At 73.2% G+C, this 24,281-nt stretch carries 15 protein-coding genes; 8 read left to right on the top strand and 7 right to left on the bottom strand.

What is annotated here, in order from left to right; translation table 11 throughout:
* Nucleotides 1-203: 203 nt before the first annotated feature.
* Entirely contained in the window at nucleotides 204-674 is a 471-nt protein-coding gene (locus AF335_RS23320) for a DUF6415 family natural product biosynthesis protein (protein WP_146045606.1), read from the top strand.
* The gene (gene tgmC / locus AF335_RS23325) at nucleotides 664-1,803 is read left to right on the top strand and encodes an ATP-grasp peptide maturase system methyltransferase (RefSeq protein ID WP_102920381.1); all 1,140 of its coding nucleotides are present in this window, start codon (nucleotides 664-666) and stop codon (nucleotides 1,801-1,803) included. The genes AF335_RS23320 and tgmC overlap by 11 nt, the downstream gene beginning before the upstream one ends.
* Before the next feature lie 23 nt (nucleotides 1,804-1,826).
* Here tgmC and AF335_RS23330 read toward each other — a convergent pair whose 3' ends face one another.
* On the bottom strand, nucleotides 1,827-2,894 hold the full coding sequence (locus AF335_RS23330) for an EF-Tu C-terminal domain-related protein (protein WP_102920382.1): 1,068 nt from the start codon (nucleotides 2,892-2,894) through the stop codon (nucleotides 1,827-1,829).
* A 45-nt stretch (nucleotides 2,895-2,939) separates the two neighbouring features.
* Nucleotides 2,940-4,460 carry a CehA/McbA family metallohydrolase gene (locus tag AF335_RS23335; RefSeq protein ID WP_170127788.1) on the bottom strand — a complete coding sequence of 507 codons (1,521 nt, stop codon included), beginning with the start codon at nucleotides 4,458-4,460 and terminating at the stop codon, nucleotides 2,940-2,942.
* Between the two features lie 622 nt (nucleotides 4,461-5,082).
* On the opposite strand from AF335_RS23335, the gene AF335_RS23345 reads away from it, so the two are divergent.
* Nucleotides 5,083-5,943 carry a TIGR03619 family F420-dependent LLM class oxidoreductase gene (locus tag AF335_RS23345; RefSeq protein ID WP_102920384.1) on the top strand — a complete coding sequence of 287 codons (861 nt, stop codon included), beginning with the start codon at nucleotides 5,083-5,085 and terminating at the stop codon, nucleotides 5,941-5,943.
* A 200-nt stretch (nucleotides 5,944-6,143) separates the two neighbouring features.
* Here the strand turns inward: AF335_RS23345 and AF335_RS23350 are convergent, their stop codons facing one another.
* Nucleotides 6,144-8,324, bottom strand: a complete 2,181-nt coding sequence (locus AF335_RS23350) for a WD40 repeat domain-containing serine/threonine protein kinase (protein WP_102920385.1) — start codon at nucleotides 8,322-8,324, stop codon at nucleotides 6,144-6,146.
* A gap of 78 nt (nucleotides 8,325-8,402) precedes the next feature.
* Nucleotides 8,403-10,460, bottom strand: coding sequence for a WD40 repeat domain-containing serine/threonine protein kinase (locus AF335_RS23355; protein ID WP_102920386.1), 2,058 nt, complete (start codon nucleotides 10,458-10,460; stop codon nucleotides 8,403-8,405).
* Between the two features lie 487 nt (nucleotides 10,461-10,947).
* Here AF335_RS23355 and AF335_RS23360 point away from each other — a divergent pair, with 487 nt between their 5' ends.
* The 3 genes from AF335_RS23360 (at nucleotide 10,948) to AF335_RS23370 (ending at nucleotide 16,226) form a co-directional block, all read left to right on the top strand.
* Complete coding sequence (locus AF335_RS23360; protein WP_102920387.1) at nucleotides 10,948-13,542, top strand: bifunctional FO biosynthesis protein CofGH; 2,595 nt, start codon at nucleotides 10,948-10,950, stop codon at nucleotides 13,540-13,542.
* Nucleotides 13,543-13,996: 454 nt separating this feature from the next.
* Nucleotides 13,997-15,016, top strand: a complete 1,020-nt coding sequence (locus AF335_RS23365; protein WP_244927132.1) for a DUF8017 domain-containing protein — start codon at nucleotides 13,997-13,999, stop codon at nucleotides 15,014-15,016.
* Nucleotides 15,017-15,092: 76 nt separating this feature from the next.
* Nucleotides 15,093-16,226 carry an ADP-ribosylglycohydrolase family protein gene (locus tag AF335_RS23370; RefSeq protein ID WP_102920388.1) on the top strand — a complete coding sequence of 378 codons (1,134 nt, stop codon included), beginning with the start codon at nucleotides 15,093-15,095 and terminating at the stop codon, nucleotides 16,224-16,226.
* Nucleotides 16,227-16,359: 133 nt separating this feature from the next.
* On the opposite strand, the gene AF335_RS23375 is transcribed toward AF335_RS23370, so the two are convergent.
* The 3 genes from AF335_RS23375 to AF335_RS23385 form a co-directional block, all read right to left on the bottom strand.
* On the bottom strand, nucleotides 16,360-16,563 hold the full coding sequence (locus AF335_RS23375; protein ID WP_102920507.1) for a DUF397 domain-containing protein: 204 nt from the start codon (nucleotides 16,561-16,563) through the stop codon (nucleotides 16,360-16,362).
* Between the two features lie 196 nt (nucleotides 16,564-16,759).
* The gene (locus AF335_RS23380) at nucleotides 16,760-17,617 is read right to left on the bottom strand and encodes a helix-turn-helix domain-containing protein (RefSeq protein WP_102920508.1); all 858 of its coding nucleotides are present in this window, start codon (nucleotides 17,615-17,617) and stop codon (nucleotides 16,760-16,762) included.
* 376 nt (nucleotides 17,618-17,993) lie between these two features.
* Nucleotides 17,994-18,764: a GOLPH3/VPS74 family protein gene (locus AF335_RS23385; protein WP_102920389.1), complete on the bottom strand. Its 771-nt coding sequence runs from the start codon at nucleotides 18,762-18,764 to the stop codon at nucleotides 17,994-17,996.
* Nucleotides 18,765-19,026: 262 nt separating this feature from the next.
* Between AF335_RS23385 and AF335_RS23390 the strand changes: the two genes are divergently transcribed.
* Both AF335_RS23390 and AF335_RS23395 read left to right on the top strand, forming a co-directional pair.
* Nucleotides 19,027-22,086, top strand: coding sequence for a D-alanyl-D-alanine carboxypeptidase family protein (locus AF335_RS23390; RefSeq protein ID WP_102920390.1), 3,060 nt, complete (start codon nucleotides 19,027-19,029; stop codon nucleotides 22,084-22,086).
* 249 nt (nucleotides 22,087-22,335) lie between these two features.
* Entirely contained in the window at nucleotides 22,336-24,246 is a 1,911-nt protein-coding gene (locus AF335_RS23395; protein ID WP_376697816.1) for an MFS transporter, read from the top strand.
* The last annotated feature ends 35 nt before the right edge of the window (nucleotides 24,247-24,281 follow it).

A 24,281-nucleotide genomic window follows, 5' to 3' on the forward strand; every position in this document is an offset into this window, starting at 1 on the left:
CTGTTGGTTCGCAACAGGCCCCTGTCGTCTTCCGGGGCCCTGCTGTTGGCAGTCTTCCACCGCCTGTCCCCTGCCGTGCAAGCGATGCCCAGAGTTAGGCATATGCCAATTCTCCCGAGACTCTTTGACCGGCTTGTGGTGTAACTCGCTACTGCGGGACCGTAGTTCGGCCAGCCCCCACACGCTTGCAAAGGAGCCGTCCCATGCCCGCGTCCTCCCGCACCGGACACCCCGTCGGAGAGCTCACCCCCGTACGCCCTCAAGCCGCTGACGGCCCCCGTCGATCCCCCATCGAGGACGTGATCCGCGAAGCCCTCTCCATGGACCGCCTCCTGCCCACCCCCGACCGCATGCGCGCCCTCACCACCCGCCTGCTCGCCTTCGTCGGGGCCGCGGCCACCGCGCTGGAGGAGTCCGTGGACGACCTGCCCATGGACGACCCGGTACGGCGGGACGCCCTCGCCGTCGTGAAGGAGGCCCGTTACCGGCGGGGGATCGGGCCCGGGGACGGGTACGGATCGGCGATGGCCTTCACGAGGAGCCTCGGGCAGGCCGCCGACGCGCTGGTCCGGCAGCGGCGACGGTTGGCGCACGACCAAGGTGGCCACGATCCCGTCGGTCCCGACGCCTCGCCGATCGGCTTCAACACCCCGGAGTGCCTCGATGAACGTTGACAGCGGCCAGTACCGACGCGAGCTCGCCGGCGCGATCGTCGCGACCGGGGTCCTGACGGACCCCGCGCTGAGAGAAGCGGTCGAGAGCGTGCCCCGGGAGCTCTTCCTGGGGGAGGCGGTCTACCGGCCTGAAGGCGCCGCGTGGGTGCCCGTACGGCGCGAGGAGGTGGGGGAGGCCGAGTGGATCGGCATGGCCTGCGCCGACCGGACATGGGTGACACAGGTGGACGGCCTGGACGCCGATCGTGCCGATGTCCCCGTGACCGGAAGCCCCACCTCCTCGTCCACCCTGCCCTCCCTGGTCGTGCGCATGCTGCAACTCGCCGATCTCCGTGAGGGAAGCAGTGTCCTGGAGATCGGTACGGGCACCGGCTATTCGACCGCGATCCTCGCCCACCGCCTCGGAGACGGCAGGGTGACCTCCGTCGAGTACGACCCCGGCGTCGCGCGCCGGGCTGCCGCCCGTCTCGACGCGGCCGGATACTCGCCGTTCCTGGTCGTCGGCGACGGCCTCCAAGGCCACAAGGAGCGGGCGGAGTACGACGCCGTAGTGGCGACCTGCGCGGTACGCCACATTCCCCCTTCGTGGCTGTGGCAGGTCCGTGTGGGCGGGACCGTCACGACCACCCTCAGCGGGTGGATGCTCGCCTCGGGCCTGATCCGGCTCACTGTCGCCGAGGACGGCAGCGCTTCGGGCCGCTTCACCGGGGACCCCGTCTCGTACATGCCGGCCCGGCCGCACGAGCGCCCGCCACGGCCCGCGTTCTTCCGGCGCCGGGGAATCACGCGCTCCGGGCGGGTGGACCCTGTCGTTCTCGACGACTGGACGGGTCATTTCGTCGCACAGCTCGCGGCTCCCTCCGCGGAGGTGATGACCACGGGTGACGGCCCGGTCCTGGTGGACGTCGCCACGGGGTCACAAGCGTGGACCGAACCTTCCGGGAGCGGGTGGACGGTGCACCAGCACGGGCCGCTGCGGCTGTGGGACCAGGTGGAGGAAGCCATCCTGCTCTGGCAGGGCGCCGGGGCCCCCGACCAGTCCCGGTTCGGGATGACCGTCGATGCCGAGCACGCCCAGACCGTCTGGATCGGCTCGCCCGACGGGCCCTCCTGGCAACTGCCCGCCTGACGGGTCCGTTTCCGAGGCTCCGGCTATGCCACGACCCGCGTCACCACCCCCGGCCCGATCGCCTTGCCCGACACGCGCATCGAGAACGGCGTTCCCGCCTCCATGGCGAGGGGCGCCGTCAGCCGGACCGTCAGGGAGACGTGGCCGCCCCGGGTGGACTCGCGTACGTCGCCGTCCTGGCGGAGGGTGGTGATCCGGCCGGTGACGTCCGTGGTGCGGAAGTAGAACTGGGCCTCGGGGCGGGCGGAGAAGGTCACGGCGAGGCCGCCGTCGTCCTCCGGGAGGACGTACGCCTCGGCCTCGAACTCGGTGTGGGCGGTGGCCGTGCCCGGGGTGGTGAGGACCTGGCCGCGTACGGGGGTCGTGTCCGCGAGGGCCAGGCCGATGTTGTCGCCTGCGGTGGCCGTGTCGACGTCCTTGCCGAGGCTCTCGACGGCGGTCACGGTCACCGTGCGGCCAGGGTCCCCGAGGCCGACGAGTTCGAGGACGTCGCCCGGCCGGACCGTGCCCCGCTCGACGCGGCCCGTGACGACCCGGCGGCGGGACGCCGGGCGGTCCTTCAGGTGGAAGGTGTCCTCCACCGGCATCAGGAACGGGCGGTTCATGGCCTCGTCCTGGCTGGGGACCGTCGTTTCCAACCCCCTGAGCAGGGTGTTCACCGCTTCCGCGTCCCCGGTCAGCGCCGCGCGCGCCGAGCCGAAGACGACCGTCCCCCCGCCCGGGTAGCCGTGCGCCGTCAGCGCCTCCTGGACCTCCAGCCGGAGCACCTCCCTCAGCTGGGGGTCGGGCAGCAGGTCCGCCTTGTTCGCGAAGACGGACACGTGCCGTACGCCCACCCGGCCCGCCAGCGCCAGGAGTTCGCCGACCCGAGGCGTCACACCCGCCGTGGCGTCGAGCACGAGGACGATCCCGGCCGGGCGGCGCGAGATCAGTTTCTTCTCGGCGGGGGTGTGGGGCGGCCGGCCCCACGGGCGCTCACCGGCGGGACCCGTCAGCCGCGTCACCGCCGCGAGCAGCGTCGTCGTGCCGCTGCCCGGCTCGCCGATGTACTCGATGTGTTCGGCGTGCTCGTGGCGCACCGCCGCTGTCATCACGTTCTCCCAGGTCCCGGCGGTCCGGACGCCGCCGTCACCCGTTCATTCTCGCCCCAGAAAGATCGGGTTCGTCATGGCCGCCATCGGTCCCGGCACCCCCGGCGTCCCGCCGTCCGCCGCCGGATGCCGCACCTCCGCCCGTACGTAGGCCGCGTACGACGGCGTGGTGTGCCACTCCACCCGGCCGTCCGCCGGTACGGGCGTGCTCAGCAGCCGGCCCTGGTCGGTGACGATCGACGCCGTGCAGCCGCCCGGCACCCCGGACACCTCCAGCCGTACGGTCACGGCCGCGTCGCCGTCCACGCGCAGCCGTTCGCCGATGCCCGCGTGGGCGCCCCGGCCGCCCGTCGCCGTGAAGGACAGCCGGACGGCCGAGGACTCGGCGATCCAGCTGTGCCCGGACCGGATGCCCGCCAGCAGTGCCTCCCGGGACAGCCCGTCCGCCAGGACCACGGTCTGCGGGTGGCCCACCCGCTCGGGCTCGCGGTGGGCGTCGCTGTTGCCCATGGCGGGCAGCCAGCGGCCGCCGCCACGGGCCGCCGCGACCAGCGTGTTGTCCCACTCCGCCAGCGTGACCTCGTCGTCCGGTGTGAACGGCCCGTTCCAGACCTCCACCGCGTCCGCGTCGTTGAGGCCGAACTTCCAGTTGCAGCCGACGCAGGTCGCGTGCGGATGCGCCGGTACGACCAGGCCGCCCGCGCGGCGGATCGCGCGGGCGTAGCGGCCGAAGGCGTTGTCACGGGCGCGGTAGCGCCAGTCGACGAACGTGCCGGGGTCGGTGCCGAGCGCCAGGACGTGGCCGTTGCGGGTGGTGACCTCCTCGCCCGTGAGGATCAGGAGGTCGTCGCCCCACAGGCCCTCCCAGGCGCCGTGCGACGACGTCGTGTTGTGCTCCGTCGTCGTGATCCAGTCCAGCCCGGCCGCCCGCGCGGCGGCGGCGACCTCGGCCGGGGTGCGCTTGCCGTCGGAGTACACGCTGTGCAGGTGGTTGTCGCCCCGGTACCAGGCGCGGCCGCGCCCCTTCGCGCGCTGCGGCGGGTACACCGGCGCGGGGGCCGCGCCCGCCGCCCCGTAGCGCAGGGTCACCGTCACCTCGTAGGCCAGGCCCTGCGGCGCGACCGTGTACGGGCCCAGGCACACGTGCCACCTGCCCGGGCGCACGGGCCCGGCGAGATAGCCCGGCGTGGCCCGCTCCGTGCCGACCGTGAACTCCGTGCGCGCCCCGCCCGACCAGCCCCGGAACCCCGGCCCGCCCGGCCCCGTGCCGCGCTCGTCGAAGACGCCGATGTCGCAGGCGTTGCCGGGGGTGCCGGGCGGTACGGCCGGCCGGTCGTAGGAGTACGACACGGCGATCTCCCGGACGCCGCGCGGCACGTCCACCGGGAGGTACACGAAGTCCGGGGCGCCGGCGGGCAGCCGTCCGGAGACCGTACGGGACTCCTCGGCGCCCGCGGACCCGTCGGCGGACCCGTCGGCGTGGGCGAACGTCACGGTGTCGAGCGTAAGCGCGCTCGCCGCCCCCGCGGCGGCGGCCGTCAGTCTGAGCAGGTCGCGTCGGTGCATCCGGGGCCTCCGGGAGGACGGGAGCGGACATTCACGCACGGGAGCGGCGGGGAGCGGCGGGGAATGGCGGGGAGCGGCTGCGAAACGGCGGGGTAGCGGCGGCGCGGGAGCGGGAAGGGCGGGACGGAAGTGCGTCTTGGACACCGTTGTACGCCCGGGTGGCGCACAGCGGAACGGGTACGGACGGGTGGATTGCGGTCCGCCGTCACCTGGCCGCCCGCCGGACCGGGCGGCCCGCGCGGGAACGGGACGGAAGGGCCGGGACGCGGCCCGCGCCGACGGCCCGCCCCGGCCGTGACCAGGCCCGCCCCGGCCGTGACCAGGCCCCGCCCCGGCCGTGACCAGGCCCCCGCCATGGGCCGGGCCGGGATCCCGCGGGGGCCGGGCCGCACCCCGGCGGCCACCGGCCCCGCCCTCCGGCACGATCCGGACCAAGGGCCCGATTACGACAGTCGCATGGCGTTCGGCGCCGTTCGGGATCCACGGCGCGCCGTTGGGCATACGGTGATCCCACGCCGCCCGTGCCCCGCACCCGCGCGCCGTCACGCCTGCCCGTCCCCTGACCCCGGCCATGCCGGCTTTCCGCCAGACACACGTCACGCCACGACGGAGGTGCCCCCGTATGCGGATCTCCACCACGATCTTCCTCACAGACGAGACGATCAGCCCGGTCCGGCTCGCCCGCGAGCTGGAGCAGCGCGGCTTCGACGGGCTCTATCTGCCCGAGCACACCCACATCCCGGTCAGCCGTGACACGCCCGCCCCGTCGGGCGACGACCCGCTGCCGCGCGAGTACGGGCGGTCCCTCGACCCCGTCGTCGCGCTGGGCCAGGCCGCCGCGGTGACCGAGCGGATCACGCTGGGCACCGGGATCGCGCTGATCGCCCAGCACGACCCGATCGTGCTCGCCAAGCAGGTCGCCACGCTCGACTTCGTCAGCGGCGGCCGCTTCACCCTGGGCATCGGCTTCGGCTGGAACGTGGAGGAGAGCGCCGACCACGGCGTGGAGTGGACGACGCGGCGGGCTCTGGTACGGGACCGGATGGCCCTGATGCGCGCGCTGTGGGCGCCGGAACCCATGGCCTACGAGGGCGAGTTCGGGTCCGTGGGGGCCAGCTGGGCGCACCCCAAACCGCTGCGCGCGCCCCGCGAGCGCAAGGGCGCCGAGCCGCTCTTCGGGCCGCGCGTCCTGATCGGCGGGGCCGCCGGGCCGAAGCTCTTCGCGCACGTCGCGGAGTACGCGGACGGCTGGCTGCCCATCGGCGGCAGCGGCCTGGGCGAGGCGCTGCCGCAGCTGCGCCGGGCGTGGGAGGACGCGGGGCGGCAGGGCGAGCCGGACGTCGTGCCGTACGCCGTGCACCCCTCGGCCGGGAAGCTCGCGCACTTCGCCGAGCTGGGGCTGCGGGAGGTCGTGGTCGGGCTCCCGGCGGCGGACGAGGCGGAGGTGCTGCGGGCGCTGGACGCGCACGCGGAGTTCCTCTGACGGGCGGCCGGGGGCGCGCACGTGACGACGGCCGGTCCGTCCGCCTGCCCGTGGTCTCCGGTGGGGTGCGTCCGCCGACCCTGACGGCCGCCTCCGGCGTGCCCCGTACGACGGCTCCCCGCGATCGCGGGCAGAGCCCGATCGGCGCGGGCAGAGCCCGATCGGCGACGCCGGGCCCGATCCGCGACGCCGGAGTCGGGTCAGGGCAGCCGCCAGAGCAGGACCGAGTCCTTGGCGGCGAAGTCGACCGCCATGCTGAGGCCGATCGCCACGGTCTTGCCGTCCGGGCTGACGGCCACCGCCTCGATCCCGTTGGGGCACTTGTAGCGGCCGACTTCCTTCCCCTCGACCGTGTCCCAGACATGGGCGGTCGAGTCGTCGCCGCCGACCAGGAGGCGCCCCTCCGGGTGGAACGCGAGGGCCGTGACCCGGTGCAGGTCCTTGAACCGGACGACCTCCGAGCGGGAGTCGACGTTCCACAACACCAGGTGGCCGCCCTGCGTCCCGTAAGCGAGGAGATGGCCGTCCGGGCTGAACACGGCGGCATTGGCACCGTCGCTGTCCTTGACCGCGCCGGTGGGCTCTCCCCCGGGGGTACGGGTCTGCAGGGAGTACCCGCTGACCAGCGTCCGGCCGTCGCCGCTGATCGCCACGGGGCCGCCGGGCGCGCTCGTGGAGACGCCCTTGTCCTCGCCGGACGGCAGCGCCCAGAGGCGCAGGCCCTCCGGGGTGCTCGCGGCCAGCGTCCCGCCGTCCGCGCTGATGGCCAGGCCCGTGGGCCAGCCCCGCTGGGTCGGCCCCTGCTCCGTGGGCAGCGTGAATGTGTGCACGGTCCTGCCGGTGGCCGTGTCCCAGACGCGGACCTTGTTCTCCTCGGCCCTGACGAGGAGGCCGAGGTCCCGGCTGAACACCGCGGGCTGGAGGTACCCCGGGGCGCCGATGCGGACGGGGGCGCCTTCCCTGGTGCTCGGGTTCCAGCGCCAGATGCTGTTGTGGCCGGTGCCGTACAGCTGCTTGCCGTCCTTGCTGAAGGCGAGCGCCCGCGCCGTTTCGAGGCCCTTGAGACGGACGGGCTCGGCCCCGGCCGGCTTCGAAGCGTCCGGTTTCGAAGTGCCCGGTTCCGAAGCGCCCGGCCCGGTGCCGGCGTCCGGGGAGTCGCCCGCCGCGTCGTGGCGCAGCAGGATCGGCAGCCCGACCGCCGTGGCGGCGGCCGCCGTCCCGAGCCCGGCGAACAGGAGCGTGCGCCGCGACAGCTTGCCCGTCCGCGGCCTGTCACCCGCGTCGGCGGGGGCGCTCGCGCCGGCGGGGGCGCTCGCCGGCCCGAACCCCGGTGGCGGGGTGCCGGGGGGTGCGGCGACGGTCGGCGGGTGGCTCATCAGCGGGGGCGCGGCGGCCACGGGCGCACCCGCGGCAGACATGGGTACGCGAGGATCCACAGGGCGGGGTCCCGCAGGGCGGGGTCTCGCCGGCCCGGATCCCACAGGCCCGGATCCCACAGGCCCGGATCCCACAGGCCCGGATCCCACAGGCCCGGATCCCACAGGCCCGGGCCCCACGACAGCACCCCCGCCCCCGCCCGCCCGCGCCGCGAACCGCGCGGGCAGCCCGTCGACGGCCGGCCGCGCCCCGGGCTCCTTGGCCAGGCACGCGGTGAGCAGCTCCCGCAGCGCACCGTCGTCGACGCCGTCGAGCGCGGGGGCCTCGCCCAGGATGCGCTGGACGACCTCGATCAGCGTGGGCGCGTCGAAGGGCCCGCGTCCGGTCGCGGCGAACGCGAGCACCGAGCCGAGCGAGAACACATCGCTCGCCGCCCCCGCCCGGTCGGCGCGGATCTGTTCCGGCGACATGTACGAGTAGGTGCCGATGACCGTGCCCGTCGCGGTGAGCGAACTGGCGTCCACGGCGCGGGCGATCCCGAAGTCGATGATGCGCGGCCCGTCATCGGCGAGGATGACATTGCCGGGCTTCAGGTCCCGGTGCACCAGGCCGCACTTGTGGATCGCGGCGAGCCCTTCCGCGAGCCCCGCGCCGAGCCGCAGCACGGCGGCGGCGTCCAGCGGTCCGTCCTCGGCGACGACGTCGTGCAGCGTCGGGCCCGGGATGAACGCCGTGACCAGCCACGGGCACTCGGCCCCGGGATCGGCGTCGACCACCTGCGCGGTGTGGAAGCCGCCGACCCGCCGCGCCGCGTCCACCTCGCGCGCGAACCGCTGCCGGAACTGCGGGGTCGCCGCGAGCTCCCGCTTGATCAGCTTGACCGCGACCTTCCGGCCGCCCGGTGACGTACCGAGGAAGACCGATCCCATGCCGCCCTCGCCGAGCCGTCCTTCCAGGCGGTAGGGGCCGACCCACTGCGGGTCGTCGGGTCTGAGCGTGTCCATGGGCTCCGTCCGGTGCGAAAGGAATTCAGAGGGGGCGGGGTGAGGCAGGTGGTTCGAGCGGCCCTCCGTGACCGCTGCTTACGGCAGCTTCCACAGCTGGACCGACGGCTTGGCCCCGTTCTCGCCGGCCGCCGGGATGCACACGCCCGCCAGGGTCCTGCCGTCCGGGGTGAAGGCGAGGCGGGAGACGGAGGCCCGCAGCGGGGTCTTCGGATCGCCCACGACCAAGGTGGCGGTGAGCTTCCCGCTGTCCGCGTCCCAGATGCTGACCGTGCGGCCGACGGTGTCGGTCTTCTTGATCTCGACGAAGCCGCCGGCGCCCGCGACGACCGCCTTGCCCGAGGTCCCGGCGTCGGCGGGCCGGTACGCCGCGCAGGCCAGGTGCGTGTGCGCGTCGGTGAGCTTCCTGGTGAGCTTTCCGGAGGCCACGTCCCACAGCTGGACGCCGGGGCCGTTCGCGATGAGGGTCTTGCCGTCGGGGCTGAACGCCACTCCGGAGTAGTTCGTTTCCCCGCCGTCGCTCAGGGTCTTCAGCGAGCCGCCGTCCGCGGTGTTCCACAACCGGATGCCGTTCTTGCCGACGTCGGCGGCGACACTGGCGAGGGTCTTGCCGTCCGGGGCGAAGGCGACCCAGTGCATGCTCCCCGTGTGCCCTTCGAGCGTCTCGCGGACCCGGCCCGTGCCCGGGTCCATCAGCTCGATCCGGCTGCCGACGCCCACGGCGAGGGTCTTGCCGTCCGGGCTCGTGGCCAGGCAGCTGACGTAGTCGAACTCGCCGTTGTACGTGGCCAGCTTCTCCTTCGCGGCCCCGCTGTTCACGTCCCAGACCAGCAGCTCCTTGAAGGCGCCGGAGTACAGGAGGGTGCCGTCGGCGCCGAAGGCCACCGAGATGGCGGCATCGGTGTGGCCTTCGCAGGTGAATTTCTCGCGGCCCGCGGTGAGGTCCCACAGCTTCACGTTCTTGTCGTAGCCGCCCGTGGCGAGGAACCTTCCGTCCCGGCTGACCGCCAGGCAGACGATGTCCCTTTCGTGGCCCTTGAGTTCGCCGACGGGTCTGGTGATGTCCCGGTCGGGGCTCTTGCCCGCCCGAGGCTCGTCCTTCGGCCGGTCCTTCGGCCGGTCCTTCGTCCCGGTGGGTGATCCGCCCTCCGGCCACAGCGCGAAGGCGGTGGGCACGGCGACCGCGGCCGTCGCGGCGGCGAGCCCGCCGAACAGCACGGCTCGACGCCGGACCGGACGTCCGGCGACGGGAGGCGTGGCCGGGGGCACGGCCGGGAGCGGGGGCGGGACCGGGGGCATGGCCGGTACAGGAGGGGCGGCGGGGGTTGTGACGGCCAGCCGGTGCAGGACCTCGACGGTCGGCGGGCGCCCGGCGGGGTCCTTGGTGAGGCAGTGGTGGACCAGGGTGTGCAGCGGGCTGCCCTCGGCGATGCCGGTGAGCACGGGTGCCTCGCTCGTGACCCGGTGGATGATCGCCGGGACGGTCGACGCGTCGAACGGGCCCCGGCCGGTGGCGGCGAACGCGAGCACCGAGCCCAGGGAGAAGACATCGCTGGCGGGGGTCACCCGGGCGGGGGTGCGGATCTGTTCCGGCGACATGTAGGCGTAGGTGCCGATGACGGTGCCCGTGTGGGTCAGCGGCCCGGCGTCGGTGACGTGCGCGATCCCGAAGTCGATGATGCGCGGGCCGTCGGCGGCGAGGATGACGTTGCCGGGCTTCAGGTCCCGGTGCACGAGGCCGCAGTCGTGCACCGCGGCCAGGCCCTCGGCGATCCCGGCGCCCAGCCGGAGCACGGCACCGGGGGCGAGCGGACCGTGTGCGGTGACGACCTGCTGGAGGGTGGGGCCGGGGATGTACTCGGCGGCCAGCCAGGGTGACGCGGCCCCGGGGTCGGCGTCGACGATCTGGGCGGTGTGGAAGCCGCCGACCCGCCGCGCCGCCTCGACTTCGCGGGCGAATCGCGCGCGGAACGGTGCGGCGGCCGCGAGTTCCGGCCGGATGACCTTCAACGCGACCTTGCGCCCTCCCGGCGAGGTGCCGAGGAAGACTTGCCCCATGCCGCCCGTGCCGAGCCGCCCTTCGAGCTGGTACGGGCCGATGTGCCGGGGATCCGAAGGGGCCAGGGGATCCACCATGGCTACGCGGATCTTCCAGGTATGTGTGTGATCACGGATGGCATTGAACCATGGCCGGATGGCCGGGGGACGGCGTATGGAGCCCCGGAGTTCCCCCGTCGAACGGCACGGGCCGGTACCGGAGGGCACGGGTCCGGGAGGGCCGGCGGTCATGCCGGAGCTGTGCCGCGCCGCGCCGGGCGGCCTGCGCCTTCCGGTGCTGGGCGGGCCTGCGCCCTCCGGTGCTGGGCGGCCTGCGTCTTCCGGTGCCGGGCGGGCCTGTACCCCTCCGGTTCCGGGCGGCCCGCGCACCGGCACCCCCGCCGCCCGGAACCCCCCTGGCCGAAAGGCGCCCCTCCTCGCCGGCAGCCTTTCTTCGCAGGTCCAGGCCCCGGCCACCGCTCCCCGCAACGTTTCGGAGGCTCCCTCCGTCTGACGTGATGAGAGGCACACAAAAGGTCCGGGCGGTCCCTCGGGCGACGGCCGGGTGCGCTCGTATGCTCGGACAATGACTTCGAGCGCACAGGGATCCGAGCAGGCGGCACCGACCGCGAACTCCATGCGGCGGGCGCTCAAGCGCGCCCGTGACGGTGTGGCGCTCGACGTCACCGAGGCCGCCGTGCTGCTCCAGGCGCGCGGCGCGGACCTCGACGACCTCTGCGCCTCCGCCGCCCGGGTGCGGAACGCGGGCCTGGAGGCCGCCGGCCGGCCGGGCGTCATCACCTACTCCAAGAGCGTCTTCATCCCGCTCACCCGCCTCTGCCGCGACAAGTGCCACTACTGCACCTTCGCCACCGTCCCCGGCAAGCTGCGCCGCGCAGGCCACGGGATGTTCATGTCGCCCGACGAGGTCCTGGACATCGCCCGCCGCGGCGCCGAACTGGGCTGCAAGGAAGCGCTGATCACCCTCGGGGACAAGCCCGAGGACCGCTGGCCCGAGGCGCGCGAATGGCTGGAGGCCGAGGGGTACGACGACACCATCGCGTACGTCCGGGCCATGGCGATCCGCATCCTGGAGGAGACCGGCCTCCTCCCGCACCTCAACCCCGGCGTCATGTCGTGGACGGACTTCCAGCGCCTCAAGCCCGTCGCCCCGTCCATGGGCATGATGCTGGAGACCACGGCGACCCGGCTGTGGAGCGAGCCCGGCGGCCCCCACTACGGCTCCCCGGACAAGGAGCCGGCCGTCCGGCTGCGCGTCCTGGAGGACGCGGGCCGCAGCTCCGTGCCCTTCACCAGCGGACTCCTGATCGGCATCGGCGAGACGTACGAGGAGCGCGCCGACTCGCTGTTCGCGCTGCGCCGCGTCTCCCGCGCCTACCACGGCGTCCAGGAACTGATCATGCAGAACTTCCGCGCCAAGCCGGACACGGCGATGCGCGGGATGCCCGACGCGGAGCTGGACGACCTGGTCGCCACCATCGCCGTCGCCCGGCACATCATGGGTCCCTCGGCCTGTCTCCAGGCGCCGCCCAACCTGGTGGCGGGAGAGTACGAGCGGCTCATCGGCGCCGGTATCGACGACTGGGGCGGCGTCTCCCCGGTCACCCCCGACCACGTCAACCCCGAGCGCCCTTGGCCGCAGATCGACGAGCTCGCCGAGCGCTCCGCCGCCGCCGGGTTCGAGCTGCGGGAACGGCTGGCCGTCTACCCCGAGTTCATCCAGCGTGGTGAGCCCTGGCTGGACCCGCGCCTGCTGCCGCACGTCCGCGCCCTGGCCGACCCGGAGACGGGCCTGGCACGCGAGGACGCCGTCGTGGAGGGCCACCCCTGGCAGGAGCCCGAGGACGTCTTCGTCGCCACCGGACGCACCGAACTCAACCGCACCATCGACACCGAGGGCCGCACCTCCGACCGCCGGGACGACTTCGACGAGGTCTACGGCGACTGGGAGGCCCTGCGCGAGGCCGCGGCGCCGGGCATGGCGCCCGAGCGCATCGACGGTGACGTGCGCCAGGCGCTGAAGCAGGCCGCCGACGACCCCACCCGGCTCACCGACGCCGAGGCACTGGTCCTGCTGCACGCCGACGGGCCCGCGCTGGACGCGCTCTGCGGCATCGCCGACGACCTCCGCCGGGCCACCGTGGGCGACGACGTCACCTACATCGTCACGCGCAACATCAACTTCACCAACGTCTGCTACACCGGCTGCCGGTTCTGCGCCTTCGCCCAGCGCCGCACCGACGCCGACGCGTTCACCCTCTCCCTGGAACAGGTCGCCGACCGCGCCCAGCAGGCGTGGGAGGTCGGCGCCGTCGAGGTGTGCATGCAGGGCGGCATCCACCCCGACCTGCCCGGCACGGCCTACTTCGACATCGCGCGGGCGGTCAAGGAGCGCGTCCCGGGCATGCACGTGCACGCCTTCTCGCCCATGGAGGTCGTCAACGGCGCCACGCGCACCGGCATGTCGATCCGCGAGTGGCTCGTCGCCGCCAAGGAGGCCGGGCTGGACTCCATCCCGGGCACCGCCGCCGAGATCCTCGACGACGAGGTCCGCTGGGTCCTCACCAAGGGCAAGCTGCCGACCGCCACCTGGGTCGAGGTCGTCAAGACCGCGCACGAGGTGGGGCTCCGCTCGTCCTCGACGATGATGTACGGGCACGTCGACCAGCCCCGGCACTGGCTGGGCCACTTCCGGAAGCTGACGGAGATCCAGAAGGAGACGGGCGGTTTCACCGAGTTCGTCACCCTCCCCTTCATCCACACCAACGCGCCCGTCTACCTCGCAGGCATCTCCCGCCCCGGCCCGACCATGCGGGACAACCGGGCGGTCACGGCCATGGCGCGGGTGCTGCTCCACCCGCACATCACCAACATCCAGACGAGCTGGGTGAAGCTGGGCACGGAGGGCGCGGCGGAGATGCTGCGCTCCGGGGCGAACGACCTGGGCGGGACGCTGATGGAGGAGACCATCTCCCGGATGGCGGGCTCCTCCTACGGCTCGTACCGCTCGATCCAGGACCTGGAGGCGATCGCGGAGGCGGCGGGACGGCCGGCGCGGGCGCGTACGACGACGTACGGGGCGGTGCCGGCCGAGCGGCTTGCGGCGGCGGTGGCTTCGGATGGGCATCTGCCGGAGTTGCTGCCGGTGCTGGGGGATTGACGGGGGGCTTTTCCCCAGCCCCGCCCCTTCCCGCTGCATCCGATGTGCGGCTCCGCCGCGTGCGGGGCTCCGCCCCGGACCCCGGTCCTCAATCTCCCCCAGCTACCGCTGGGAGGTGCCCCCAGACGGGCTGAGTTGTTGCCCGGCACGGGCGGAAAGCCGAGCTCGGACCGGGCGAAAATCCAGCCCGGCCGGCGTTTGAGGCCACCGCGCGTCAGTGCGGAACCGGGGTCCGGGGCGGAGCCCCGTTCGGGAAGGGGCGGGGCTGGGGAAGCCCACCGATGTTGCCGATCTGTCGAGAACAGGCGACCGGACGGCCACAGTCCGTCGCCTATGGTGGCGCGCATGTCTTGGCCTCAGAACCCCCCACAGCCCCACCAGCCATACGGCACCCCCCAGGGCGGCCCCGAGGCCACCGCCGTCGATCAGCCGGCCGTGGCCCCGCCGCCCGGCGGTGTGCACGCGCAGCCCACGGTGTTCGCGCAGCCGGCCGTTTCCCCGCAGGGACAGCGGCCGCAGGGACCCCGCCCCCGCCGCCGGCCCCGGCCCGCCCGGCGCGCGCCCGTCCGCGCCCGCGCCGCAGCAGCCGTACGGCAACCAGTGGCAGGGCCAGCAGCCCCCGCAGCAGCCGCACTTCCCGCAGCAGCCGCAGGCACCTGCCCCGCCGCAGCCCTCCGGGCGGGGCAACCGCACGCTGCTCGCCGTCGTGGGCGGTGTCGTGGCGCTGGCCGTCATCGGCGGTGGCGCCTTCTTCCTGCTCAAGGACGGCGACGACAAGGAAAAAACGGCCGCCCCGGCGCAGGGTCAGGACAAGGGTCAGGGTCAGGACAAGGGCCAGGACCAGAGCGACAAGCCCGCCCCGCCCGCCGGTGATCAGCCGATGGTCGCCGGCTGGCAGACGCAGACCAGCCGGGAGTACAAGTACCGCTACGACGTGCCGGGCAAGGCCGAGCAGTGGAAGCTCTTCCCGCAGGACACGATGATCGCCTACGCGGACGAGTCCGGTAAGCCGCAGATCACCATGCGCGACACGGCCAGCTTCCACGAGGGCGGCTGCACTTCGGGTGCCAACCCCAACGCGATCGGGGAGGCGGGCAAGGGGCAGCTCGCCAACGTCGGCACGATGGGCGGCGACACCTCGCTGAGCATCCAGGAGAACGCCCGTAACTGGGCCGGGAACTGGGGCTTCTACGCCTACGGCGGCAAGGGGAACAAGCCGAGGATCGAGGTGACTCCGGCCAAGCCCTGGAAGAAGAACGGCATCGACGGCTGGACCGCCACCGCCAAGGTCACCGTCGCCAACCGGCCCAGCCAGTGCGTCCCGGCCACGGCGATCGTGAAGAGCATCGTCGAGAAGCTCCCCGACGGCGGCTTCCACAGCTGGGTCCTCTACGCCGACCAGGGCGTTCCCGGCGCCCTGACCGAGGCGCAGATCGACAAGATCATGGGGACCGTCCGGCCGGTCAGGGGCTGAGGCACCGGCGGGCGCGTCGCTTACAGTGCTCGTCCGGTCCGGCACCGGACCGGACGTCGACGCAGGAGGCCAGGAAGTGACCACCACCGCCGGCGCGAGCACCGCGCTGTGGAGCCGGGTCCGGCAGCAGGACCACCGCGCGCGGGTGCGGGGCGCGCTGCTGGGCGGGGCGATCGGGGACGCGCTCGGCGCGGGCATCGAGTTCGCGTCCCTCGCCGCGATCCGCGCCGCCCACGGACCGGACGGCGTACGGGACTACGTCAGCGCCTACGGGCGGCGCGGTGCGATCACCGACGACACCCAGATGACGCTGTTCACCGTCGACGGCCTGATCCGGGCCCATGTGCGGCGCGACACCGGCGCCTGGCACCCGGCGACCGACGTCCACCAGGCGTATCTGCGCTGGGCCGCCACCCAGCACGCCCACCGGCCGGGCGAGCGCCGGCCGGACTCCGGCTGGCTCGACCGCCAGGAGTGGCTGTACTCGCGGCGCGCGCCCGGCAACGCCTGTCTGGGCGGGCTCGCCGACGACCGGATGGGCACCCTGGAGGCGCCCAGGAACCCCGAGTCCAAGGGGTGCGGCGCGGTCATGCGCTCGGCCCCCTTCGGGCTGCTGGCCGGCTGGGACCCGCGGCACGTCTTCCGGCTGGCCGCGGAGTGTGCCGCGCAGACCCATGGGCACCCCTCCGGCTACCTCGCGGCCGCCGCCTTCGCGGTCGTCGTGCACGCCGCGGCGCACGGTGAGACCCTCGACGCGGGCGTCCACCGGGCGCTCGCCCTGCTCGCCTCGTGGCCGGGCCACGAGGAGACGACCGGGGCACTGCGGCAGGCGCTGGACGCCGTCCGGCAGGGGCCGCCCACGGCGGAGCGGCTGGAGTCGCTCGGCGAGGGCTGGGTGGCGGAGGAGGCCCTCGCCATGGGCGTCTACTGCGCGCTCGTCGCGCAGGACATGGGCCACGGTCTGCTGCTGGCCGTCAACCACGGTGGCGACTCCGACTCCACCGGCTCCCTCTGCGGCAACCTCCTCGGCGCCCTGCACGGCGAGACGGCGCTGCCGCCGGTCTGGCTGGCCGAACTGGAGGGCCGGGCGGCGATCCTGGAGCTCGCCGACGACTTCGCGATGGAGCTCACCCAGGGGCAGGCACTGCACGCGCCCGGATCCTCCTCGGGCGTCTGGCTGGACCGCTATCCCCGCACCCTGCGCGCATAAACGCCGAGCGGTTGCGATAGCACAAGAGGACCCGGACACGGCCGAGCCCTCTCTGCCCGGAGGACGTACCGGGGCGAGAGGGCCCTGCGCGGAACTGCTTATCGATCAGGAAGGGTTCTATCGGCCGGATCTATCAGAGGTCGTAAGCGCCATCGGTAACGGTCGTCACGAACGAGGCCCAGGCATCGGGGGTGAAGCCGAGGACGGGGCCCTGCGGGTCCTTGGAGTCACGGACCGCAATGGACTGCGGGAGGGGGGAGGCGACCTCCACGCAGTCGCCGTGGGCCAGCGAGTACGAGGACTTCCGCCACGTGGTCTTTCCCTGCTGGATCGCCATGATTGCTCCCATGCCTTGGTGAGTGCCGTGTGAGTATTGCTCCGCCGGAACCGCCGGTCGAAGCACCGGTTTTCCCGCGGTGCGACCGACGTTACGCGCCAACATCAGATGATGAATGGCCCGTTCACTCGACCGGATGGCATATACCAGGAGTCTCTTCCCTCGATGGTGGAAGTCGGTGTACTGTGCGGCCGCCTCAGCTGGTCCACTCCTCCGCGACCCTGTCGATGAACTGTCGTGAGTGGTCCGCGTTCAATGCCTGCATCCGCAAATGTTCATACATCACGCTGTAGGTCTGGACATCATTCGGCTTCTCCAGGTAAAGGTCGCTGGTGATTCCCTCCAGATAGACGGTGCTGGCGTCCTGCGGATCGGTGAACTCGAGGATGGAGAACTTTCCGTACATCCCGGGGTGCGCGCCCACGTCATAGGGCAGCACCTGCACCGTGATGTGCGGTTCCAGACTGAACTGCACCAGCTGCCGCATCTGTTCGCGCATGATGGCCCGGTTGCCGACGATCCTGCGCAGCGCCGATTCGTCGATGACCGCCCACAGCCGGAGCGGGTTCTCCGGGTCGGTGATGCGTTCCTGCCGGCGCATCCGCACCTGGACGCGGCGCTCGATGTCCGCCGTCGTCGCCTCCGGCCAGGAGCCCTCCGTCACGGCGTTCGCGTAATTGGGGGTCTGGAGCAGTCCCGGGACCAGCGACGCCTCGTACACCCGGAGCGAGGCGGCATCGGTCTCCAGGCCGATGTAGACGCTGTACGGGATGTCGCCGAAGGCGTGCCACCAGCCTTGCTGACGCGACTCCTTCGCCATCTGCATCAGCGAATCGACGATGCGGTGGTCCTCGACGCCGTACACCCCGCACAGATCGCGGACGTCGCGCTGGCTGATGCTGCGACGCCCGTTCTCCAACCGGCTGATCTTCGATTGCGAGACCAGTAGCCGCTCCGCCACCTCCTCGGCCGTCATGCCCTTGAGTTCGCGGAGCTTGCGCAGCTCCTGCCCCAATCGGCGTCGCCTAACGGTGGGATTGACACTGGACGCCACGGGACGCACCTCCGGCTCCGTCATGCTGCTGTCTCCTGACCTCGCAGCCTGCCACCACTGGCCGGGGCGGCGCTGGGAAATGCCGACACAGAGTGCACTCGTGGTCAGCGCTGACGTGCGGTGATCCGGTGAGTCCGGCCGGATACGCCGGAAACGCGTGCGCGGGGTGGCGGGCCCCGCCGCCGTCCCGGGCGGCCGGCCCACCACCCCGCGCGATGTCGCGGCTCCCGAATCGGCCGGGGGACTGCGGTGCGGTCTGCTGGAGCTGTGCGTGTGCTGGGGGTGTGCTGGGTGCGGAGAACACCGTGTGCGGTGCGGAGAACCGCCGGCAGTACGGGTGCGCGGCGGTCGGGGCCTTCACCGGCTGGGGGACCGGCTATGAGACTCCGGCACGGGCCATCACTGCCGCCCCGTGCACCACGGGCTGCTCGGCGGGTGCCACCGAGGCCCGCACGGACGCCGCACGGCGTCCCGCTCCGGCGCCGTTACCGGCCGCGGTGGCCGGTGCCCGCCGCGGCTGGGCGGCGACGCCGTTCTGTACGTCCATCACCGCGTGGGCCACGAGTCCGCCCATCGGGTCGTGCCTGATCAGATCCCGGAGCCTGGAGCGGGAGGACCGCCCCTCGTTCCCCGGGTAGAGGTGCTTGCCCAGCCCCACCGCGTGCGCGAGCGCGGCCAGTGCGGCGGTCCGCGGGTCCGGCGGGACGCCGGTGCGGATCGCGCTGTCCAGTCGGGCCCTGATCTCCCGGCTGATGGCTGTGTCCGTCGCCTGATAGCGAGTTGTCGGGAGCACCCCGCACATCTGGCCCGCCACGGCATGCACCATGCCGCACCGCTCCAGGTGCGTGAGATACGTCTGACGGAGCCCCAGCCGGGGTCCGCCGATCCAGTGGACCGCGCGCACCGGACTGCCACGACGACGCAGCAGCTCCAGTGCGGAGTCCAGGGTCGGATCTCCTGTCGGCCGTGGCATCACCACGGCGATACGATCCCCGTCTGGGGCTATCCGTCCAGCCAGAGCCAGCTCCACTAGCTGAGCTCCGGCGAGACCGAGGTCGAGCGACTGCGGCTGCGCCGTGGTTCCCGTGGCCGGGTCCAAGGCGAGCAGCAGAAGCTCCTCCGGAATTGTTCTGCGGCTCCTGCCCATCCATGCCTCCCCGCGTGGATGAGTGACAGGGTGACCCCTCTCACATTGGTCTGTCGAGAGTGCGTGGTGGCTTCGGGTGGGAACCGGTAGGTATGTCGTCTCGTCTTGCACGAGGGTGAGGCCAGTCGAACCCCATTGACGGAGCGGTTGCGCGGTGGCGTGGCGGCGACACAGGACACTGGTAAGCGTTGTGAAGGTTCGGGCGGCGGGGTGCTGAGCGCCTCGCGGCGGCGTATGGCGTTGGGAATTCGAGGAGGCATCGGTGGCGGGCGAGTCCCCCGACAAGTCGGAGCAGCGGAAGTCGTCGGGGGAGACGACTGTCGGCGAGCGTGATCCCAGGCTCGGGATTTTCCGGGATTCCGGGGAATCGGGTGCGGATTCGGCCGCGCCGAAGGCCGCGGATACCGATGCGGATGCAAAGTCGCCGTCCGGCGAGGGTGAGGCTTCCGGCGCGCCCAAGGCGGGCGACGCCCGGCTGAAGGCCGCGGTGGCGGCGTGGGTGGCCGTGGACGGCGAGGAAGACGCGGACGCCGCGGACGGCGCCGCGGGCGCCGGTCCCGACGAGGAGGCACCGGCCGCCGGTGACTCCGGTGCCGCGGACGCGCCCGCGAAGGGCGGCGACGCGGCGAAGGCCGCCGCTCCCTCCGCCGAGGGCGACGGGGAGGCGCGTACGTCCGTGCAGGCCGGCGAGGCCGACGACGTTCCCGCCGTTCCCGCCGACCGTGCCACGGCCGTGTTCGGCACGCTGCGGTCCAAGAACGACGACAGCGACGCGAAGGCCCCCGCGAAGGCCGCTGACGACGACGCCGAGGCGCCCCGTGAGGACGGCGCCGACCGGCCCGAGGCCGAGGGCGCCTCCGAGGCCCCTGCCAAGGGTGAGGACGTTCCCGCTGACCGGGCGACCTCTGTGTTCCGTGCTGTGCGGCCCGAGGCCGACGGTGGTGCGGAGAACCCCGCGAAGGACGCCAAGGGCGCCGACGACGCGAAGGGTGCGAAGGCCCCTGCCAAGGGTGAGGACGTTCCCGCTGACCGGGCGACCTCTGTGTTCCGTGCTGTGCGGCCCGAGGCCGACGGTGGTGCGGAGACCCCCGCGAAGGATGCCAAGGGCGCCGACGACGCGAAGGGTGCGAAGGCCCCTGCCAAGGGTGAGGACGTTCCCGCTGACCGGGCGACCTCTGTGTTCCGTGCTGTGCGGCCCGAGGCCGACGGTGGTGCGGAGACCCCCGCGAAGGATGCCAAGGGCGCCGACGACGCGAAGGGTGCGAAGGCCCCTGCCAAGGGTGAGGACGTTCCCGCTGACCGGGCGACCTCTGTGTTCCGTGCTGTGCGGCCCGAGGCCGACGGTGGTGCGGAGACCCCCGCGAAGGATGCCAAGGGCGCCGACGACGCGAAGGGTGCGAAGGCCCCTGCCAAGGGCGAGGACGTTCCCGCCGACCGGGCGACCTCCGTGTTCCGTACCGTCCGGCCCGAGGCCGACGGTGCTGCGGAGGCCCCCGCGAAGGGCGCCGATGACGCTAAGGGTGCCGACGACGCCAAGGCCGCGAAGGCCCCCGCCAAGGGCGAGGACGCCCCCGCCGACCAAGCCACCGCCGTGTTCCGCGCCGTCCGCCCCAAGGGCGACGACGGCTCGGAGGCCAAGGGTGCCGAGGCCGCCAAGGGTGAGGACACCCCCGCCGACCGTGCCACCGCCGTCTTCGGTGCCGTGTCGCCGAAGAAGAACGGCAAGGCCGCCGCCTCCGTCGATCAGCCGACCGAGCTGCTCAAGGCCCCCGAGGCCGAGCCCGGTGGCAAGGGCGGGAAGACCCCCGCCGAGTCGGACTCCGAGCGTACGAGCCAGTTCGTCCCGCTGAAGTCGCTCGACGGCGCGCCCGCGAAGCCGGAGAAGCAAGAGAAGCCGGGGAAGCCGGAGAAGGCCGCCAAGGCCCCCGCCATACCGGTCTCCGTCACGCCCCCCGCCCCGCCGAAGGCGCAGCCGCCGAAGGGCGGGCCCGCAGTGGACGGCGCGGCCGCGCCCGCGCAGCCCGCCGCGCCCCTCGACCTGCTCGCGCAGCTGACGAACACCCCGCCGCCGCCGGAGACGCCCGCCCGCAACGCGATGCGCCGGGTCAAGATCTACGCCCCGCTGGTGGTCCTGCTCCTGATCGTCTTCTGTGCGGTGCAGGCGTTCCGGCCGCTGCCGGACACCAAGCTCTCGATCGCCTCGGCCAAGGCCACGTTCACCTTCGAGGGCCAGAAGTTCGACATGCCGTGGCCCGGCGAGGGCCAGGCCGCGGCGATGGTCCAGGGCGTGGGCAGCCTCGGTACGTACGGCGAGGAGAAGCCCGTACCGACGGCGAGCGTCGCCAAGGTCATGACCGCGTACGTGATCCTGAAGAACCACCCGCTGCAGAAGGGTGACAAGGGTCCCGACATCGAGGTCGATGCCGAGGCGGAGCAGGAGGCGAAGTCCCAGGACGAGTCGCGCGTGCCGCTGACGAAGGGCGAGAAGTTCTCGGAGTACGACATGCTCCAGATGCTGCTCATCCCCTCCGGCAACAACGCCGCCCGGCTCCTCGCCCGCTGGGACGCCAAGACCCGGGACGCGTTCGTCGCGAAGATGAACGACGCCGCCAAGGAACTGGGTATGTCGAAGACGACGTACACGGACCCCAGCGGCTTCGACAAGACGACCGTCAGCACGGCCGTCGACCAGCTGAAGCTGGCCGAGGCGGTCATGAAGAACGAGGTCTTCCGCGAGATCGTCGCCAAGCCCAACGCGGACGTCCCCGGCGGCCCGCACCTGAACAACAACAACGACACCCTGCTGCTCAAGGTCGGTGTGCTCGGCATCAAGACCGGCTCCAGCACCCCGGCCGGCGGCACCCTGATGTGGGCGGCCAAGCGCACGGTCGGCGGCAAGGAGCACATGATCCTCGGCGCCACCATGGACCAGCACTTCAAGGGCGGTCCGGACCCGAACGCCGAGAACAGCCTGCTGATGGTCAAGAACGTCAGCTACAAGATGATCAAGGCCGTGCAGGACAGCCTGACCTCGGTGACGATCGTGAAGAAGGGCGACGTCGTCGGCTACGTCGAGGACGGCCTCGGTGGCAAGACCCCGGTCGTCGCGACGAAGGACCTGACGGGCGCGGGCTGGCCCGGCATGGCGGCGAAGCTCACGCTCGGCAAGGGCGCCAAGCCCGTGCCGCACGAGGCCAAGGCAGGCACCGAGGTCGGCGAGCTGACCGTCGGCAGCGGCACCGGGGCCATGAAGGTGCCGGTGGCCCTCCAGAAGAACCTGGTGGAGCCGTCCTTCGGCGCCAAGCTGACCCGCCTGGGCTGAGGCCCGCACCACAGGCCCGGCCCGGCCGCCCGGCGGCGCCCCGGAGCCCCCTCGGGGGCCCCGCGGGTCCCCCGGACGGCGGTGCGCGACGGCGGTCCCCGGCCCGTACCCATCGGTACGGGCGGGGGGCCGTTTTCGCCGTTCCGGACGGGTCCCGGCGGCGTGCTAGCGTCGCGAGGGTTTGCGCACGGCCGGGCGCGGTGCCGGACGATGGGGGAAGACTTCGGGGGAAGACGGGGAGAAACGGCAGTGACCACGGTGGGGCCGACACGGACCGGCGAACAGGAAGAGCCGGGCGAGCGGCACGGCGAGGGAGCCCCCTCCCGGACCGCTCCCCCGGGGACCGCTTCCGCGGAGATACGACGGCGGCCGCCGGCCGCCACGACGGGCGACACGGGCGACACGGGCCCGCGTGCCCGGCTGCGGCGGGCCCGCCGCGCACTCGCGCGCCGACCCGTCCTGACCACCCTCGGCGCCGCCGCCCTGCTGCACGTGCTCTGGGTGCTGATCTTCGCCACCAGCGGTGGTGACCTGGCCGCCCAGGACGCCTGGGCGGAGTTCGCGCTCCAGCATCCGACCTCGGCGTACAACCTCTCCTGGTACGGCGGGATGCACCCCGTCTCGTACAGCGCGATCTCGCCGTACCTGATGGCCCAGCTGGGCGTCCGGCCCACGATGATGATCGCGGGCACCCTGTCGGCCGGGCTGATCGCCCTGCTGCTGGTGCGCAGCCGCGTCGTGCGCCGCCCGCTCCGGCCGGCCCTCTACGGAGCCTTCGCGCTGGCCTGCAACGCGATCTCGGGGCGGGTGACGTTCGGCCTCGGCATGATGTTCGGCCTGGCGGCCGTGGCCGTGATCTTCGCCTGGCCCACGCGCTGGCGCTCCGAGGGGAAGTACCGCTGGGGCCGCGCCGCGCTGGCCGGCGCGATGGCGGGCCTGGCGACGGCGTCCAGCCCGGTCGCCGGCCTGTTCGTGGGCATCGTGGCGGCCGCCCTGTGGCTGAGCAAGCGCCGCCCGGCGGCGTACGCGCTGGGCCTGCCGCCCGTCGTGGTCGTGGCCCTGTCGGCGTGGCTGTTCCCCTTCTCGGGCCGGCAGCCGATGGGTTTCGCCTCGGTGATCCTGCCGCTGCTCAGCGGTGTCTTCGGGATGGTCTTCGTCCCCAGGGCGTGGCGCACGGTCCGCGCCGTGTCCGCCCTCTACACCGTCGGCGTGCTGCTCGTCTGGCTGATCCCCTCGCAGATCGGCACCAACATCTCCCGGCTCGGGATGATCATCGGCGGGGTGGTGCTGCTCGCCGCCCTGGTGGAGCGGAAGACGCCGCCCCGGGCCGAGCTGCTGCGCTCGGCCCGCTCCTGGACCGCGCTGGTCCTCGCCCTGACCACCCTCACGGCCTGGCAGGCCGCCAACTCCATCGGCGACATCCTGCACGCCACCCCCGCCGCCTCCTGGGCGCGCGAGCTGGCGCCCGTCGTCGACCGCCTCCAGCGGGTGGACGCCGGCCGGGGCCGCGTCGAGGTCGTCCCGGCCCGCAGCCACCGCGAGGCGTCCGCCCTCGCCCCGTACTTCAACCTGGCGCGCGGCTGGAACCGGCAGGCGGACCGCGAGCGCAACCCGCTCTTCTACGAGCCGGACATGCTCACCCCGGACAGCTACCGCGCCTGGCTCGGCCGCTGGGCCGTGCACTACGTCGTGCTGCCCGTCGGCGAGCCCGACCCCGCCGCGAAGAGCGAGGCCAGGCTGGTCGCCAAGGGCCAGCCGTACCTGCGCGAGATCTGGTCCGACGCGAACTGGCGGGTGTACGAGGTGCAGTCCCCGACGCCGCTGGCCGACCCGCCCGCCACCGTCGAGCGCGCGGACGCCGACGAATGGACGATCACGGTGCGGGAGGCCGGCCCGGTCCTGGTCCGCATCCCCTACTCGCCGTGGCTGGGCCTGCTGGACGAGTCCGGCAAGGACGTCCAGGCGCCGCGGCCGGGGCCCGGCGGCGAGCCGCCCGTCAATGTCGCCGGCTGCCTGTCCAAGCGGGTGGAGGAGACGCGGCCGGGGGAGCCGGAGGACAACTGGACGGTGCTGCACGCGCCGAAGCCGGGGACGTACCGGATCGCCGCCAAGTACAAGCTGCCGCGTGGCACGGGGTGCCCGCAGGAGCTGCTGCCGTAGCGGGCCCCCGGGCGGGCCGGGAGGCCCGCCCGGTG

It is taken from the genome of Streptomyces eurocidicus, from assembly GCF_002891295.1.
Classification (GTDB): Bacteria; Actinomycetota; Actinomycetes; order Streptomycetales; family Streptomycetaceae; genus Streptomyces; species Streptomyces eurocidicus.